The organism is uncultured Sulfitobacter sp. (genome assembly GCF_947497275.1).
Classification (GTDB): Bacteria; Pseudomonadota; Alphaproteobacteria; order Rhodobacterales; family Rhodobacteraceae; genus Sulfitobacter.
Window position 1 is genome coordinate 256,944 of sequence record NZ_CANMFS010000003.1, and the last position, 16,906, is coordinate 273,849.

The 16,906-nt window shown below is 61.8% G+C and carries 16 protein-coding genes and 1 other RNA gene; 3 read left to right on the forward strand and 14 right to left on the reverse strand.

Going from position 1 to position 16,906, the window contains the following annotated elements:
* Nucleotides 1-99 precede the first annotated feature (99 nt).
* A complete protein-coding gene (locus Q1A06_RS08020; protein ID WP_299562042.1) occupies nucleotides 100-1,872 on the forward strand; it encodes an SLC13 family permease in 1,773 nt (590 codons plus the stop codon).
* A 4-nt stretch (nucleotides 1,873-1,876) separates the two neighbouring features.
* On the opposite strand, the gene Q1A06_RS08025 is transcribed toward Q1A06_RS08020, so the two are convergent.
* The 4 genes from Q1A06_RS08025 to mgtE all read right to left on the reverse strand — a co-directional run bounded on the left by Q1A06_RS08025 (nucleotide 1,877) and on the right by mgtE (nucleotide 6,827).
* Nucleotides 1,877-3,649 carry an SLC13 family permease gene (locus tag Q1A06_RS08025; protein ID WP_299561302.1) on the reverse strand — a complete coding sequence of 591 codons (1,773 nt, stop codon included), beginning with the start codon at nucleotides 3,647-3,649 and terminating at the stop codon, nucleotides 1,877-1,879.
* A gap of 329 nt (nucleotides 3,650-3,978) precedes the next feature.
* The gene (locus Q1A06_RS08030; RefSeq protein WP_299561305.1) at nucleotides 3,979-4,791 is read right to left on the reverse strand and encodes a TIGR00282 family metallophosphoesterase; all 813 of its coding nucleotides are present in this window, start codon (nucleotides 4,789-4,791) and stop codon (nucleotides 3,979-3,981) included.
* A gap of 72 nt (nucleotides 4,792-4,863) precedes the next feature.
* A complete protein-coding gene (locus Q1A06_RS08035; RefSeq protein WP_299561308.1) occupies nucleotides 4,864-5,430 on the reverse strand; it encodes a 5-formyltetrahydrofolate cyclo-ligase in 567 nt (188 codons plus the stop codon).
* Nucleotides 5,427-6,827, reverse strand: a complete 1,401-nt coding sequence (gene mgtE / locus Q1A06_RS08040) for a magnesium transporter (RefSeq protein WP_299562045.1) — start codon at nucleotides 6,825-6,827, stop codon at nucleotides 5,427-5,429. Before mgtE ends, Q1A06_RS08035 begins: the two co-directional genes overlap by 4 nt.
* Before the next feature lie 106 nt (nucleotides 6,828-6,933).
* Here mgtE and guaD point away from each other — a divergent pair, with 106 nt between their 5' ends.
* A complete protein-coding gene (gene guaD / locus Q1A06_RS08045) occupies nucleotides 6,934-8,229 on the forward strand; it encodes a guanine deaminase (RefSeq protein ID WP_299561311.1) in 1,296 nt (431 codons plus the stop codon).
* A 29-nt stretch (nucleotides 8,230-8,258) separates the two neighbouring features.
* Here the strand turns inward: guaD and Q1A06_RS08050 are convergent, their stop codons facing one another.
* Genes Q1A06_RS08050 through Q1A06_RS08065 form a run of 4 tightly spaced genes read right to left on the reverse strand, consistent with a single transcriptional unit; the run spans nucleotide 8,259 to nucleotide 11,337 of the window.
* The gene (locus Q1A06_RS08050; protein ID WP_299561314.1) at nucleotides 8,259-8,747 is read right to left on the reverse strand and encodes a CAP domain-containing protein; all 489 of its coding nucleotides are present in this window, start codon (nucleotides 8,745-8,747) and stop codon (nucleotides 8,259-8,261) included.
* Entirely contained in the window at nucleotides 8,744-10,090 is a 1,347-nt protein-coding gene (locus Q1A06_RS08055; protein ID WP_299561317.1) for an 8-oxoguanine deaminase, read from the reverse strand. Before Q1A06_RS08055 ends, Q1A06_RS08050 begins: the two co-directional genes overlap by 4 nt.
* Nucleotides 10,087-10,902 (reverse strand): inositol monophosphatase family protein, encoded by an 816-nt coding sequence (locus Q1A06_RS08060; protein WP_299561320.1) that lies wholly within the window; start codon nucleotides 10,900-10,902, stop codon nucleotides 10,087-10,089. The genes Q1A06_RS08055 and Q1A06_RS08060 overlap by 4 nt, the downstream gene beginning before the upstream one ends.
* 60 nt (nucleotides 10,903-10,962) lie before the next feature.
* The gene (locus Q1A06_RS08065; protein WP_299561323.1) at nucleotides 10,963-11,337 is read right to left on the reverse strand and encodes a helix-turn-helix transcriptional regulator; all 375 of its coding nucleotides are present in this window, start codon (nucleotides 11,335-11,337) and stop codon (nucleotides 10,963-10,965) included.
* Nucleotides 11,338-11,757: 420 nt separating this feature from the next.
* Here Q1A06_RS08065 and Q1A06_RS08070 point away from each other — a divergent pair, with 420 nt between their 5' ends.
* A complete protein-coding gene (locus tag Q1A06_RS08070) occupies nucleotides 11,758-12,534 on the forward strand; it encodes a Bax inhibitor-1/YccA family protein (protein ID WP_299561325.1) in 777 nt (258 codons plus the stop codon).
* Nucleotides 12,535-12,697: 163 nt separating this feature from the next.
* Here Q1A06_RS08070 and rpmG read toward each other — a convergent pair whose 3' ends face one another.
* The 6 genes from rpmG to gatC all read right to left on the reverse strand — a co-directional run bounded on the left by rpmG (nucleotide 12,698) and on the right by gatC (nucleotide 16,758).
* Nucleotides 12,698-12,865: a 50S ribosomal protein L33 gene (gene rpmG, locus Q1A06_RS08075; protein WP_007119221.1), complete on the reverse strand. Its 168-nt coding sequence runs from the start codon at nucleotides 12,863-12,865 to the stop codon at nucleotides 12,698-12,700.
* 180 nt (nucleotides 12,866-13,045) lie between these two features.
* Nucleotides 13,046-13,453, reverse strand: an RNA gene (gene rnpB / locus Q1A06_RS08080) — RNase P RNA component class A.
* Between the two features lie 91 nt (nucleotides 13,454-13,544).
* Entirely contained in the window at nucleotides 13,545-14,231 is a 687-nt protein-coding gene (locus Q1A06_RS08085; RefSeq protein WP_299561330.1) for an N-acetylmuramoyl-L-alanine amidase, read from the reverse strand.
* Nucleotides 14,185-14,946 carry a hypothetical protein gene (locus Q1A06_RS08090; RefSeq protein ID WP_366523508.1) on the reverse strand — a complete coding sequence of 254 codons (762 nt, stop codon included), beginning with the start codon at nucleotides 14,944-14,946 and terminating at the stop codon, nucleotides 14,185-14,187. The genes Q1A06_RS08085 and Q1A06_RS08090 overlap by 47 nt, the downstream gene beginning before the upstream one ends.
* Nucleotides 14,947-14,983: 37 nt before the next feature.
* A complete protein-coding gene (gene gatA, locus Q1A06_RS08095; protein ID WP_299561333.1) occupies nucleotides 14,984-16,471 on the reverse strand; it encodes an Asp-tRNA(Asn)/Glu-tRNA(Gln) amidotransferase subunit GatA in 1,488 nt (495 codons plus the stop codon).
* Entirely contained in the window at nucleotides 16,471-16,758 is a 288-nt protein-coding gene (gene gatC / locus Q1A06_RS08100) for an Asp-tRNA(Asn)/Glu-tRNA(Gln) amidotransferase subunit GatC (RefSeq protein WP_299561336.1), read from the reverse strand. The genes gatA and gatC overlap by 1 nt, the downstream gene beginning before the upstream one ends.
* Nucleotides 16,759-16,906 lie beyond the last annotated feature (148 nt).

Genomic DNA, 16,906 nt, shown 5'->3' on the forward strand with positions numbered 1-16,906 from the left:
TTCGCCCCGTCTATATGTCAGCGCGGGTGCCAAGGGCAATCCCCCCTTGCGCGCGTGTCCGCCTCCGCGCCACATGGGGGCACCCAACGCGAGGCCGTCATGACCCCTGACCAGATCATTCTTTTCTGCCTGTTCGGCGCTGTTTTCGGGCTGCTACTCTGGGGTCGCTTCCGATACGATCTGATTGCTTTTTCCGCGTTGATGGCCGGCGTGGTTCTGGGCGTGGTCGACAGCGAGAACGCATTCGATGGCTTCGGCCATCCCGCGACGCTGGTGGTAGCCCTCGTGCTTGTCGTATCGGCGGGGCTGGTGCATTCCGGCGCGGTGCTGCTGATCACGCGCACGATGGTCGACGCTTCGCGCGGTCTGGCTGCACACATAACGCTAATGGGGGTCGTCGGCGGCGTTTTGTCGGCGTTCATGAACAACGTCGCGGCGCTGGCGTTGTTGATGCCGGTGGACATTCAGACGGCGCGCAAGGCGGGTCGCGTGCCGGGGATGAGCCTGATGCCTCTCTCCTTCGCGACGATACTGGGTGGCATGGCCACGCTGATCGGGACACCGCCCAACATCATTATTGCGTCGATCCGCCAAGAAAGCCTAGGCGCGCCTTTCAGGATGTTCGATTTCGCCCCCGTCGGCGGCATTGCAGCGATTACCGGCATGGCCTTCGTCGCACTGATCGGCTGGCGGCTGATCCCGGTGCGGACCGATGGCGGGCTGCGCGCCGAAGATGTCTCGCATTATATCGCGGAACTTGTCGTACCCGAAGGAAACAAACTGATCACGACCCGTCTGTCGGAACTCGACGAGGCTGCGGACAAGGCGGACGTCGCCATCCTCGGGCTGATCCGCGACGGCAAGCGACGCTATGGCCATGCGCGCGAGGCAGAGTTGCGCGCGGGCGACGCGCTGGTGATCGAGGCCGCACCCGACGCGCTTGATGAATTTCGCTCGACGCTGGATCTTGCAGTGGCGGATGCAAACCGCGACGAACGGCTGCGCGCGGACGGTGAAGGGGTCGAGGTGATCGAAGTCATCGTAACCCCGGAATCGCGCCTGCACGGACGCACGGCCCAAGCCGTGGGTCTGGCCTGGCGCCAGCGGACCGTGCTGCTGGGTCTGTCGCGGCGCGGAACGCGGATCACATCGCATCTGCGCAAGACAACTCTGGAGACCGGCGATATTCTGCTGCTGCTGGTCCCGCGTGACACGGCGCAGCATGTAACGGACTGGCTTGGCGTACTGCCACTGGCGGATCGTGGCCTTGCAGTTACGGAAAACAGCAAGGTCTGGCTGGCGATCGGGCTTTTTGCCGGTGCAGTGGTCGCTGCCTCTTTCGGGTTGATCTATTTGCCCATCGCACTCGGCATCGTGGTCGTATCCTACGTTCTGGCGAGAATAGTTCCGCTGTCGGAGCTTTACACCCATATTGAATGGCCGGTCGTGGTTCTGCTGGGGTCGATGATCCCGCTTGGCGCCGCGCTTGAGACATCAGGCGGTACCGAATTGATCGCGAGGGCGCTGACGGGCCTGACGGACGGTTATCCCGCATGGGTCGTTCTGACCGTGCTAATGGTCGTGACGATGACGCTGTCGGACGTGCTTAATAACACGGCGACGACAATTGTTGCGGCCCCCGTCGCCATACAGATGGCGAACACCCTGGGCGTGTCGCCCGACCCGTTCCTAATGGCGGTCGCGGTGGCAGCATCGTCGGCATTTCTTACGCCAATCGGGCACAAGAACAACACTCTTATCCTCGGGCCCGGCGGTTACAGCTTCGGCGACTACTGGCGCATGGGTCTGCCGCTGGAAATCATTATCATCGCCGTGTCGATCCCCGCGATTCTGGTATTCTGGCCGCTTTAAGCCATTACCAGAAAAACGGGATTACAGCGCTCGCAATCACCGACATCGACAGGTTGAGCGGTACACCCACCTTCATGAAGTCGGTGAACTTGTACCCGCCCGGTCCGTAGACCAGTGTATTGGTCTGGTACCCGATGGGCGTAGCAAAGGCACAGGAAGCCGCGATCATCACCGCCACCACCAGCGCGCGCGGATCCATACCCAATGCGGCAGCGAGCGAAATCGCGATCGGTGTCATGATGACCGCCACCGCGTTGTTTGATACGATCTCGGTTAAAATCGTCGTCATCAGGAAAACACAGAAAATCACCATCCCCGGCGGCAATGTGCCCAGCGTGGGTGCCATGCCATCCACCAAAAGCTGGACGGCACCGGTGTGCTGCAACGCAGCCCCGACCGTGAGCATCGAAAAAATCAAGGCAAGAAGCTGCCCGTCTATGTAGGAAAATGCCTCGTCCGCGTCGATGCAGCCGGTCACCAGAACGACCGCGACCGCAATCACCGCCAGCATCAGGATCGGCGCGACATTGAGCGCGGCAAGCGCCACGATGGCAATCAGCGCGCCGATGGCGATGGGCGCGTGGCCGCGACGGTAAGCGCGCTGTGACGGCGTGCTGACGTCGACCAGATCCATGTCGGATGCAAGGCGCGAGATGTCCTCTGCAGCGCCTTCGAGCAGTAGCGTGTCGCCTACCCGCACCACCAGATCATCCAGCTGCCGCCCGATATTCTGGTTGCGGCGATGCACGGCCAGCGGATAGACGCCGTACCGCCGCCGCAGCCGCAGCGAGCCCAGCGAGCGGCCGATCATCTTGCAGCCCGGCGTGATCAGCACTTCGACGGTGGTCGTCTCCACTGCAGAAACCTGATCGACACGCTTGAGCTCCTTGTTGCTTTGCAGGCTCAACAATTCGGTCATCTGGGTGCGCAGCACGACGCGGTCTCCGACCTGCAACGTCACTCCCTTGAGCGCGCGACGCAGCGAGGTATCGCCGCGCACCACGTCAATAAGACGCACGCCGTCGCGTTTGAACAGGTTCACATCGAGCACGTCGCGCCCGATCAGGTTGCTTTCCAGCGGGATGACGGCCTCGGTAAAGAACTTCATTTTCGAGCGGTCGCTGAGCATACCCGCCATGCTGTCGCGTTCGGGTAGCAGGCGCTTGCCGATGGTCGCCATATAGATCAACCCCCACGCACAGACGACGAGCCCGATCGGCAGGATCTCGAAAATGCCGAACGGTTCAAGTCCCTGTGCGCGCGCCACGCCGTCCACCAGAAGGTTCGTCGAGGTGCCGATCAGGGTCAACGACCCGCCCATGATTGCGGCGTAGCTCAGCGGGATGAGCATCTTGGACGCTTTGGTGCCGAGCGTCTTGCTCAACTGCACCACGACGGGAATCATCACCACCACGACAGGTGTATTATTCATGACGGCACTCGCCCCCATAACGGACAGGACCACGCCGATCACTGCGGTCTTGGGATGCGTCCTGGCATGGCGTTCGGCAAGCCGCGTGAGAACATCGAGAGCGCCGGTGCGCACCAGCGCGCCCATCACGATGAACATCGCGGCGATGGTCCAGGGTGCCGAATTGGCCAACACCTCGCGCGCGTCGTCGTAAGGTACCAACCCAAGCGCCAGCATGAACGCAGCCCCCGTCAGCGCGACAACCTCGGTCGGAAGGTTTTCGCGCAGGAAAAGAACGAACATGACCGCCACAACCGTCAGCGCAAGAATGGCCTGCTCAAATGGCGAAAGTGATAACAGAAACATGGCGATGCCCTTACATTACGCGTCCGGCGGCAACCGCCCGACGGTCAAGTGTCGCCCATTGCCGCCGCCTCGGCAAGCGCGGCTTTCGGTCGGCGGTGTACCTGCTACATACCCGGAAACATCGCCGCGCGCGGAAGGCAGATCATGTCGGACGACGCCTCTTTCAGAACGACTTGAGCCCGTAGCCTGTGACCAAACGTAAGTCCGAAACGCCCGCATCCGCAGTTCCCATCAGCGGCTACCTCACGCCACAACCGGTAATATTGCCACCAGAAAGAGTGTCCGATGCGCTACGTGCCGTCGGCCTGGTGCCGCAACGCCGCTGGTTGTCACGGTACACTGCATTGCAATTTGCCACCGGTGCGCACCGGAACAATCCGCGTGGCGCGGCCCGTCCGATCATCCGTTTCGATATATGCGCCCGAGAGGGTCGCCTCGTCATTGGCGGGGGTAAATCGCTCTTTCGGCATGCCGGTGATGAAACGACGCATCGGCTCGGTTTTCTCCATGCCGATCACCGAATGATAGTCACCGCACATGCCTGCATCGGTCAGATAGCCGGTGCCACCCGGCAAAATCATCGCGTCGGAGGTCGGCACGTGGGTATGCGTGCCAACGACCAGTGACGCGCGCCCGTCGCACCAGTGCCCCATCGCCATCTTCTCGGACGTGGCCTCGCAATGCATGTCCACGATCACCGCATTAGCCATCCCGCCCAACGGATGCGTCTTGAATACCGCGTCCACCGCCGAGAAGGGATCGTCGTAGGGACGTTTCATGAACACCTGGCCAAGGGCCTGCGTCACGAGAACCTTTTTGCCGTTTCGCGCTGTGAACAGTTTCGCCCCCCGTCCCGGCGCGTTTTTCGAGAAGTTGAGCGGACGGATAATGCGCGGTTCCTGTTCGATAAACCCCAGCATGTCCTTTTGATCGAACGCGTGATCGCCCAGCGTAAGGCAATCCGCGCCCGCCTCCAGCAGAGCCTTGGCGTGGCTGCCCGACAGACCCATGCCCGACGTCGCATTTTCGCCGTTGACGACGATAAAGTCGAGCTTCCACTCGGTCCGCAGGCGGGCCAGATTTTCCGTGATCGCCCGACGCCCCGCGCGGCCCATCACGTCTCCGAGAAACAGTATTTTCATGCCCAAAGCGATAGGAGGCTGGCCGTCCGACAGCAAGTCAAATTCACGATCGAACGCGATTTGCGTTCCGGATCAGCGTGCGCGCCCTTTATCGATGATGCCCGCTTCTGTCACGATCAGATCCAGCGGCTGGTCGGTTTCCTCAAGCGGGATGTCGTCGGTTTCCTGTCCGGCGAAGGCGAAACCGATTGCCAGCGTCGCGCGTCGGGCGCGCAGCTGCGCCAGCGTGCGATCATAAAAGCCGCCGCCGTATCCAAGCCGCGCGCCCGTGCGGTCGAACGCCAGAAGCGGAACGATCAGGATTTCGGGCTCGAAGAACGCAGGCTGTGCGGGGATGGCCGCGCCGAACGGTCCCGCGACCATCGCCGTCTCCGGCGTCCAATGCGCAAATTTCAGCGGCTGCCCCCGCGCCTCAATCACCGGCACACCCACAGGACCGTAGGCGGCGGCCTCGACCATCGCGGGTCGCGGATCGATCTCGGTGCGGATCGGCATAAAACCCGAAACCGGCACGCCACGATATCCGGCAAGCACTTCGCTCAGGTACCCGGCTTGCGCGGCTGTTGCCGCCTCAAAAAGAGGCTTTCTGCGGGCAAAGGCCGCTTTGCGCGCGGCATCCTTGGCGGCAGAGATGCTCATAGCAGAACAGCAGCTGCCAGCCCCAAAAACGCGAAGAAACCGACCACATCCGTTACCGTCGTCACGAAGGCCCCCGACGCCAGTGCAGGATCGACGCCGATCCGTTCAAGCAGGATCGGGATGCCGGTACCGGCCAATCCAGCAACGACCATGTTGATGACCATCGCCGTTGCGATGACATAGCCCAGCGCCGGCGAGCCGAACCAGAACAGCCCGACGACCCCCATCACCACGGCGAATATCGCGCCGTTGATCAGCCCGACAAGGCATTCGCGCCGGATGACACGCCAGACATTCGAGCCGGTCAGATCTTTTGTGGCCAGTGCGCGCACCGCAACCGTGAGGCTTTGCGTGCCCGCATTGCCCCCCATCGACGCGACGATTGGCATCAGAACAGCGAGCGCCACGATCTGCGCCAGCGCCACCTCGAATTGCGCGATGACCAGCGACGCGCAAATGGCTGTGACGAGGTTTACGGCAAGCCACGGCAGGCGCTGTTTGGTCGTCTCGACCACGCGGTCCGACAGGGAGCCGTCACCGACACCGGCGAGACGCATGATGTCTTCTTCGTGCTCTTCATCGAGCACGGCCATCGCGTCGTCGATGGTAATGACGCCGATCAGGCGTCCATCGTCATCGACGACGGGCGCGGAAATCAGGTGGTACTGGTTGAAGGCATAGGCCACATCGCCTTCGTCACGGGTGGCCGGGATGACCTGAAACATCGGCTCGAGGATATTGCTGAGCCTGGTGTCGCGCTTGGAGCGCATCAGTTTGCCCAGCGTGACGTTGCCCACCGGGCGCACGCGCGGATCGACCAACACAATGTGGTAGAATTGCGCCGGCAGATCGTCTTCGGGCGTGGCGCGCAGATAGTCGATCGCCTGCCCCACCGTCCAATGTTCGGGGGCCATCACCACCTCGCGCTGCATCAGGCGACCGGCGGAATATTCCGGATAGGTCAGCGCCTGCTCGACCGCCAGACGGTCGACATCTTCGAGCGCGCCCAGAATGGTGGCCTGTTGCGCGTCCTCGAGATCTTCGATCAGGTCAACGACGTCGTCGCTGTCGAGCTCGCGCACAGCTTCCTGCAACACTTGCGGGGTGAGGATGGAAATAACCTCGTCTCGGATCGACTCGTCGAGTTCGGACAGGATCTCGCCGTCGAATTCGCGGTCGTAGAGACGGATCAGACGCGTGCGCTCGAACGAGGTTATCTGTTCGAGAAGATCGGCGATGTCGGCCGCGTGCAGCGGCTCCATCAATTCGATCAGCTTGTCGCGGTCGTCGATTTCCACCGCGTAGAGAATCGCCGCCACATCTCGCTTGCCCAGAACGTAGGCTTCCTGCTCTTCCTCGGGCTCGAGGATCTCCGTTTCCGATACCTGTTCCGACATGCGCGCACCCTCGATTGACGCTGCAACATAGGGCGGCGCCCGCGCAGTGACAATGGCGCGCAACCACACCATTGCACCCGCCCGCCAGCACGCTAAAAGCAAGGGTATGACCGCACAAATCCTTCTTCTCGGGCAGACCCTGACCTTTGACGGCGCACCGCTGGAGGCGCCTTGGCAGGACTGCGCGCACATCGACAGCGAAGGGGGCGTTCTGATCGAGGGCACGCGTATCGCAGCGGTGGGAAACGGTGCCGCGCTCAAGGCGGCGCACCCGCGCGCGCGCTGCGTTTCCTACGGCGATGATCTGATCGTGCCCGGTTTTATCGACGCGCACGCGCATTACCCGCAGACCGCAATGATCGCGAGCTGGGGCAAGCGGCTGATCGAATGGCTCAACACCTATACCTTTCCCGAAGAAACCCGGTTTGCCGATGCGCAGTATGCGGGCCGGATCGCCGATCGCTATCTCGATCTGACCCGCGCGCATGGTACGACGACGATCGCCTCCTTCGGCACGATCCATCCCCACAGCGCCGACGCGCTTTTTGCCGCCGCTGCCGCGCGCGGGCAAGCGGTGGTGACAGGAAAGACCTGCATGGACCGCAACGCACCGGACGATCTGCGTGATACAGCGCAATCGGCGTATGATGACAGCAAGGTGCTGATCGCGCACTGGCATGGCGAAGGGCGCGCGCGCTACGCGATCACACCCCGCTTTTCGCCCACCTCCACACCGGAGCAGCTTGCAGCACTTGGCGCACTTTGGTCGGAACACCCTGACTGCCTGATGCAAACACATCTGAGTGAACAACCGGACGAGGTCGCATGGGTGCGTGACCTCTATCCGCAGGCCCGCGACTATCTCGATACCTACGAAGCGCATGGCCTGTTGGGCTCTCGCGGGCTTTATGGCCATGCCATACATCTTGAGCCGCGCGAGATTGACCGGCTAGCAGAGGTGCGCGGCGCGCTGGTCCACTGCCCCACATCGAACGCCTTCATTGGATCCGGTCAATTCGATTTGCCGCGCATGGCAGCGCGCAACATTCCCATTGGCCTTGCCACCGACACCGGCGGCGGTTCGTCATTCTCGATGCTGCGCACCATGGCAGCGGCCTATGAAGCGGCGCAGCACCATGGCACCGCCCTGCATGCGTCACAGCTCTTGTGGCTAGCGACTGCGGGCTCCGCGCGGACACTCCATTTGCAAGACGAGATCGGGACGCTCGCACCGGGTTATTACGCCGACATCACCGTGATTGATCTGGCGTCTACCTCCGCCATCGCGCAGCGGGCGAACCGCTCAGGCAGCGTGTGGGAAGACATTTTTGCAACGATCATGATGGGCGATGATCGCGCGATCCGCGACACTTGGATTGCCGGGGCCGCGACAGCCACCTGAGTGCCGGCCTTTGCACAAGTGTATTCCGTTCAACAGCGGTTGCCTGCAAATACCTGTACCCAGACATCACCGGCCCACGCCATGCCGAACGCGCGCGCCTTCGGATTGACGATGTTGCGGTAGTGGCCCGGCGACGCGCCCCAGCCCGCGATCACCTTGCGGGCGGTGTTGTATCTGCTGCCTTCTGCGATGTTCTCGGACACGCTGCACCAGCGGTATCCGGAGGTGGTGATACGGTCCGCAACAGTTGTGCCGCCGCTGCCGGTATGCCCGAAGAAGCCGTTTGCAGCCATATCCCGCGCGTGCGCGCGGGCGGCGGCGTCGAGATTGGACGAACGGACGATCGGCTCCCGCCCGGCTTTGCGCCGTATCGCGTTGATCTGCTGCACGGGCCTCTGTGGGTTGCTGACCGGTGGCTGCTCGATCGCATACAGCCGGTCCTGCTCCGGCCCCCCGGTCTGCGCGCACCCTGCGACAGCGACGCAAAGCGCCGCACCAACAATTCGTCCGATACTCATAAACCTTCCTGTATCCTCGAAGCCAGCTCATTCTGCCGCGCAACCACCCGGGCCAGATCGATCGTCGTTACCTGTCCGTTCCGCACAACACCGCGCCCTTCGACAAACAGGTCGCGCACGGTTGTCGGCCCGGCCAGCAAGAGCGCAGCATGATCCCAACTGCCTGCCGCCACCACACCGCGCATGTCCCAGACCGCGATGTCCGCCCGCATACCTACTGCGATCCGTCCGCAATCCGGCCTTCCCAACACGTCCGCGCCGCCACGGGTCGCGATTTCCAGCGCCGTGCGCGCGCTCATCGCATCCGCGCCGCCAGCGACCCGCTGCAACAACATCGCCGTACGCGCTTCTGCAACGAGGTTGCCCGCATCATTGCTCGCCGATCCATCGACGCCGAGACCCACGCGCGCACCCGCGTCGCGCATCGCGCGCACGGGGGCGATGCCACTGCCGAGCCGGCAGTTGGAGCAGGGGCAATGCGCAATGCCGGTCTGCGTGCGCGCGAAAAGCGCGATCTCTGAGGCGTCGAGTTTAACGCAATGGGCATGCCATACATCCGGTCCGGTCCAACCGAGGCTTTCGGCATAGGCGCCGGGCCGACAACCGAAGGTTTCCAGGGAATAGGCGACGTCTTCGTCGTTTTCGGCCAGATGGGTATGCAGCATCACGCCCTTTTCGCGGCCCAGGATGGCCGCGTCGCGCATTAGATCGCGGCTGACGGAAAAGGGCGAGCACGGGGCGATCCCGACACGGCACAAGGATCCCTCGGCTGGATCGTGAAAAGCGTCGATTACGCGCGTGCAATCGTCTAGAATGTCGGCTTCGCTCTCGACAAGGCTATCAGGGGGCAGCCCGCCGTCGCTTTCGCCGATGCTCATCGCGCCGCGTGTCGGATGGAACCGCAACCCGATATCGGCGGCGGCGTGAATCGTATCTTCCAGCCGCGCGCCGTTGGGATAAAGATACATGTGATCCGAGCTGAGCGTGCAGCCCGACAGCGCGAGTTCCGCAAGCCCGACCTGCGCGGACACGTAGAAATGCTCGGGCGTGAATCTTGCCCAGATCGGATAGAGGGTCCGCAACCATCCGAACAGCAGCGCATCCTGCACGCCCGGCACGGCGCGTGTCATGCTTTGAAAAAGATGATGGTGCGTGTTCACCAGGCCGGGTGTCACCAGACAGCCCGTCGCCTGCACGATCTGCGCCCCCTCGGGTACCGTCAAATCGGAACCGATTGCGGCGACAACGCCGTCGCAGAGGAGAATGTCGCAATCGCGCAGTTCGCGCCGCGCATCGTCCATCGTGACAACAGTGGCGGCCGATTTCAGCAGTGTTACGGTCATGCGTAGGTCTTTATCGACTGCCCGAGCAGTGCGAGCGCCTCGGCGTGTATCTGGGGGTTTGCTGCGGCAAGCACGCGGCCACCTTCGTGAGCCGGTCCTCCCTGCCAATCAGTCACGATGCCCCCAGCCGCATGAATCAACGCCAACGGCCCCTGGATATCGTAGGCCTGCAATCCTGCTTCGATGACCAGATCAATCTGACCGGCGGCCAGAAGCGCGTAGGCGTAGCAATCCATCCCGTAGCGCGTAAGCATCGCGCCGGCCGAGACCGCCTCGAATGCCGCGCGCTCCTGTGGGCTGCCGACTTCCGGAAACGTGGTGAATACGATCGCCTCGGACAGAGGCCGCGCAGAGCGCGTTGCTATTGCGCGGCGCTGATCCGCACGGAACAGGAAGGCACCGTCCGGCGTGCCGATGAACCGCTCGGCGGTATAGGGCTGATCGACAACTCCAATGAAGGGCCCGCGTTGCCCGCCCACGGCAATCAGCACTCCCCATGTTGGTGTACCCGATACGAAGGCGCGTGTGCCGTCGATCGGGTCTAACACCCAGACCAGCCCGCTGCTGCCGTCGGTCCGGCCGAATTCCTCTCCAAACACCGCGTCATCGGGACGTTCGGCGGCCAGGATAGCCCGCATTGCCGTCTCCGCGGCCAGGTCGGCCTGCGTCACCGGATCATAGCCCTGCGCGAGCTTGTTGTCGGTGCTCAGATCGGCGCTTCGGAAAAACGGCAGGATAGCGGCAGCCGCCGCATCTGCCAGAAGATTCGCGACACGGGTCAAATCACGGATGAGTGCGGGATCATGCTTCATGTGACATGACCTGTCACCGCGCAGCATCCAAGGCAAGCGTTTCGCCACGCGTCGGCGGTTTCAGGCGACGTCACTCAGAACCCGCGCAAGCTCGAACAGACGCCGACGCTGGTTTTCTGGAATCGCATAGTAAGATCTGATGAGGTCCATAGCTTCTTTATCCCCGATCAGGTCATCGGGCAGATAATACCCGATATCGCCCGGTGCGTCGTCCTGACTGCGCAGACCTTCGAAGAAAAAGGCGACCGGCACGCCGAGCGCCTCCGCAATGTCCCACAACCTGGAGGCACTGACCCTGTTGGCACCGGTTTCGTATTTCTGGATCTGTTGGAACTTTATTCCGACAAGCTCGGCAAGTTTCTGTTGGGTCATGCCGATCAGCCAGCGGCGTTGACGGATTCGTTTGCCAACGTGGTTGTCCACAATGTGCGCCATATCTTCATCTTTCTCTTTGCTGGCCGCGTTGCGGCCAAATTCGGGCATTTAAAATAATGTCGCCCGCTTATCCAATAAGTTGCATACGTTTCGTTTCAATACCCCTATAGCATACTATTCTGACCTGTACCGACAACAGGTAAATCACAGTTTTTTTGCCAGGGCGGGCCGTGATCGACCGTGATGGACTGCCTACCCTCAATTCCTTTACCGTCCGTGACGATATGCATGGATGATCATGGTTTCGCTAAATTTTGCAGCTTCAAAGGATTTATCAGGGCCACTTGGCCATGCGCGAAGCAATAACGCGACTGCCGAGCCTAAACTGCCTCGGAAAGCCTTGAAAAGACGATGCCGAGTGCCGATATTGGCCGCAATACCGCGCAATTTCCGACGCGGTCCATCTTTAGGGAGTTTTACATGGCAGACGTGAATACAATCCGGACCCGTGCCGGAAGCCGCACAGCCGCGGTTGATGAGGGCCTGCGCGCGCACATGAACAAGGTCTACGGCACGATGTCCGTGGGCATGCTGATCACCTTCGCCGCCGCATGGGCAATTTCCGGTCTGGCGGTCACATCCGATCCCGCAGCGGCAACCGCTCAGTTGCGTGAAGGCCAATACCTGACGGATCTGGGCTACGCTCTTTACGGATCTCCGCTCAAGTGGGTCGTCATGTTTGCGCCGCTTGCGTTCATCTTCGGCTTCAGCGCCGGCATCAACCGGATATCTGCCGCGACAGCACAACTGGTGTTCTATGCGTTCGCGCTTGTGATGGGCCTGTCGCTCAGCTCGATCTTCCTTGTCTACACCGGTGTTTCGATCATCCAAGTGTTTCTGGTGACGTCGATCGCGTTCGCGGGTCTGTCCCTGTGGGGCTACACGACCAAGAAGGACATCTCGGCATGGGGCAGCTTCCTTATCATGGGGGTCATCGGCCTTATCGTTGCATCCATCGTCAGCATTTTCTTCCCAAATCCTGCGCTTACCTTCGCGATTTCGGCGATCGGCGTGCTGATCTTCGCGGGTCTGACCGCGTATGATACGCAAAGGATCAAGACCGAATACATCGCCCACGCCCAGCATGGGGACAGCGAATGGCTTGGCAAGGCTGCGATCATGGGGGCGTTGAACCTTTATCTGAACTTCATCAACATGTTCATGTTCCTGCTGCAACTGTTCGGAAACCGCGAGTAAACGCGGCACTCTACGCCGGAACGGGCAAGGCCGATCCCCTAGGGATCGGCCTATTTTTTTTGCGCAGCCGTCTGCAACAGATCACTAGACGGAGCCAGGTCCTCGAAACGCAAAAGACCGCGCGATTGCGCGGCCTTGCGGCTGTCAAAGCTGATGCAGGATCTTACTTGATCTTGCCTTCTTTGTACTCGACGTGCTTGCGCGCAACTGGGTCATACTTCTTGATGACCATCTTTTCGGTCATGGTACGCGCATTTTTCTTGGTTACGTAGAAGTGGCCTGTGCCCGCGGACGAGTTCAGACGGATCTTGATCGTGGTTGGCTTCGCCATGGTATCTTCTCCTGTGCCGCGCGGGGACTTTGCCGCGCGCGCGTAATCTCTGAGCTTCGGCTTCTACCCGCGCCACACTCCGAGTCAACCCCGTATCGCGTAAACTGCCAATGCGGGGGCGGAAAATTCGAATTTTCCGCGCCGGAATTTTCGAAAATTCCGGTCTTCGGTTTCGGATGTTTGCGCGGAAGGCCTATAAGCCGGATCCTGTCCGAAGGGTCGCCCCTTGTGGATGATCATTCCTCTGACCCTGCCGTTACCGTCAGGGCTACAGCTGCCAACCCGGACCTGCTGGAGCGAAAGAAGCTCCGCCGCCATGCCTTGCGACCTGACAGGCACGCGGTCCCTATTTGGCATTGCTCCCGGTGGGGCTTGCCTTGCCGCCGCTGTTACCAGCGGCGCGGTGGGCTCTTACTCCACCGTTTCACCCTTTCCTTCCACGAAGGAAGGTGGTTTCATTTCTGTGGCGCTGTCCGTCGGGTTGCCCCGCCCGGGTGTTACCCGGCACCGTCTCTTTCTGGAGTCCGGACTTTCCTCCCCGCAGCCTACGCAGAACGCAAACCGCGCAGCGATCATCCAGCCTTCCGCGCAAGCGCAGCGTTAGGCGGTGTGCCTATCCGCGGTCAATGGGTTTCGCAGCAGAGCGGCGCATTATTCGCAATTATTCGGGAAAAGAGCGCTAAAGCAGGAAATCGGCGCGCTGCAACGGGCCGCTACGCCAAGGCGCACGGCGCAGCCGTGTGGCTGCAAGTAGTGTCTCAAAGGGGACGTCAGCGGTAAACCCCGCCTTCTGAGCCGCGCGTATAAATCCAGCCGCCTCCAGATCGCCTTCGGCGAAATCCTGAGCCGGAGCAGCGAGACCGAGCCGTTCCAATCTGGTCCAGTCGAAGCGCGGACCGGGATCGAATTTGCGCGCCGGTGCCATATCGGAGTGACCGATGATCCCTTCGGGCGGCACGGACCAGCGCGACATGATGCCTGACAGCAAAGTCTCCAAGGCGCGCATCTGTGGATCGGGAAAGGGATGATCGCCGGCGTTGTCCAGTTCGATCCCGATCGAACGTGAGTTGATGTCGGTCATGTCCCGCCACTCGCCGGCGCCAGCATGCCAGGCGCGGTCCGCTTCTTCTACCATCTGGATGATGGTGCCGCCTGTGCAGATCAGATAGTGGGCGGAAACCTCGGCGGATGGATCGCACAGCCGCTCCAACGCGACCTGCTTGTTTCGCATTGCCGTGTAATGCACCACCACCAGCGAAGGCGTCAGCCCATCACGGCGCGGCCCGCAGTTGGGTGAGCCGTGCCACACAGGCACCGAACTATCCGTTGACGTTGCGATAGACCGACGGATCCCAAGTGCAGGCATAGCCGTCCCCATCCGGGTCCATACCCTTGGGGTCCTTCTCGGGCCCCCCTGCCGAAAGGAAAGCGATCTGCGCCTGATCCTGATGGCGGTACTGCCCGCAGTTCCGGTTGTACTTGCCCGCGGCGTTGAGACTGAACCGCTTGTAGAGCGTGGTCCCGACCGGGTGGTTTGTCGACAAGGCATAGGCCACGATGTTCGGACCGCTGCCTGTCCGTTCTGGAATCGCCTGAGGCTGGATTACCTGATACTGCGCCCGGTTTGCGGCGATCCGCGCGGCATCGCTTTCTATGCTGCGCTGGCCGGAAACAGCATCAAAGTTGTTCTCCTGGCTGATCCCCGTCGCACTGTTGATGACAGCGGGAGCGGGATTGGCCGGGCTGGCGTCAAGCGGTGCGACGCCCGAATTCGCGGCTGCGGCTTCGGCGCGCGCCGATGCGTCCTGCGCGCCCGTCTGCGCGAGAATCGCGCGTGTCTCGGCCGCTGTCGCCTCGGGCGAACCGGGCGCGGGCAACGGTTGCGCGCTCACACCGGGGGTGGTGGGCAGACCGGGCGTCGAAGACAGACCGCTGGCCAACGCCGCATCGCGGTCGAGACGTTGCGCATCGAACGTCTGGTCAAAACCCACACCGAAACGGCTGTCCTCTGGGACCGCAGGTTGACACGCCGCCAGCAAGCCCAGGGCGCAGGACCCCAGAACGAATCGTACAGTCATCATCACCAAGCCTGCTTGTTGTTTTTACATTTGGCGGGGTCTACCACCATTTATCCGCCTTGGCTACAAAGCCCGCAGCCCGTTCGAGCGCATAGGCGGAAGACAGCAAGTCGGACTCTTCCCACGGACGCCCGATCAGTTGCAGACCCAGCGGCAGACCTTGTTTGTCGATCCCTGTCGGCACAGCGATGCCGGGCAATCCGGCCAGATTGACGGTCACGGTGAAGACGTCGTTGAGATACATCTTGATCGGATCGGCGTCGGTCATTTCGCCCAGGCCGAAGGCGGCGGAGGGCGTGGCCGGTGTCAGAATACAGTCGATGCCCTCGGCGAAAACGGTGTCGAAATCCTGCTTGATCAGGGTCCGCACCCGGCGTGCGCGGTTGTAGTAGGCATCATAGAACCCTGCCGACAGGACGTAGGTGCCCACCATGACCCGGCGCTGCACTTCGGGGCCGAATCCTTCTGCGCGTGTCTTCTCGTACATCTCGGTGATGCCATCGCCCGCGTCCAGCTTGGCGCGGTGGCCATAGCGCACACCGTCATAACGCGCGAGGTTGGATGACGCCTCGGCGGGGGCGATCACATAGTAGGCGGGCAACGCGTATTTCGTGTGCGGCAGCGAGATGTCGACAATTTCAGCGCCTGCATCCTTCAGCATGGCAGTCCCGTCAGCCCACAGTTTCTCGATCTCTTCCGGCATGCCCTCCATCCGGTATTCGCGCGGAATGCCGATCTTCTTGCCGCGGATATCGCCCGTCAGCGCCGCTTCGAAATCAGGCACCGCGCGATCTGCCGACGTGCTGTCCTTTGGGTCGTATCCGGCCATCGCACCCAGCATGATCGCCGCGTCGCGCACGGATTTCGTCATCGGCCCGGCCTGATCGAGCGAGGAGGCAAAGGCGACGACCCCCCAGCGCGAGCAGCGCCCGTAGGTCGGTTTGATCCCGACTGTGCCGGTGAACGCGGCAGGCTGGCGGATTGAGCCACCCGTATCGGTGCCGGTCGCAGCGAGGCATAGATCAGCGGCCACAGCAGCGGCGGACCCGCCCGACGAGCCGCCGGGCGTCAACGCCGCATCGGAATTGCCGCGCCGCCACGGATTGACGGCATTGCCATACACGGACGTCTCGTTGGACGAGCCCATGGCGAATTCGTCCATGTTGAGTTTGCCCAGCATCACAGCACCCGCATCGGCAAGGTTCTGGCTGACCGTCGATTCGTACTCGGGCAAGAATCCTTCGAGGATTCGGCTGCCCGCCTGTGACGGGACACCCTTGGTGCAAAACAGATCCTTGATGCCGATGGGCAAGCCGCACATCGCGGGCGCATCACCATCTTTCAGGCGCGTATCGGCGGCGGCGGCACGGTCCAATGCAATATCGGGTGTGTGATGGACGAACGCATTGAGCGCCCCTGCCCCCTCGATCGCTTTCAGGCAGGCTTCGGTCAATTCCTTCGACGTCGTATCGCCCTTGCGCAGGGCATCGCGGGCGTCAGCAAGGCCAAGTTTGTTCAGATCAGACATTATTCGACCACCTTCGGAACGGCAAAGAAACCCTCGCGTGCGTCCGGCGCATTCCTCAGCACCGCTGCCTGCTGGTCGCCGTCCGTGACCACATCGGCGCGGCGTTGCAATCGCTGCGGCGTCACACTTGTCATCGGCTCCACGCCGTCGATATCCACTTCGCCCAGCTGCTCGATGAATCCAAGTATGGTGTTGAACTCCTGCGCCAGCGCCGGCAGGGCGTTAGGCTCTACTTTGATGCGGGCAAGTTTGGCCACGCGGGCGGCGGTGTTTTCGTCGATAGACATGCGCTTTCCTCATCTGCTTGTCCGTCCTCTACCGCTCCGCCGCCGTCCTCGCAAGTCGCACCCTTCCCGTTGTACCTGCCGGGCGCTGAAAAATCGGGATCAGCCCCTCGCCATGCTGCGAAATTCGATTAAGGTTGGCACAAGACGA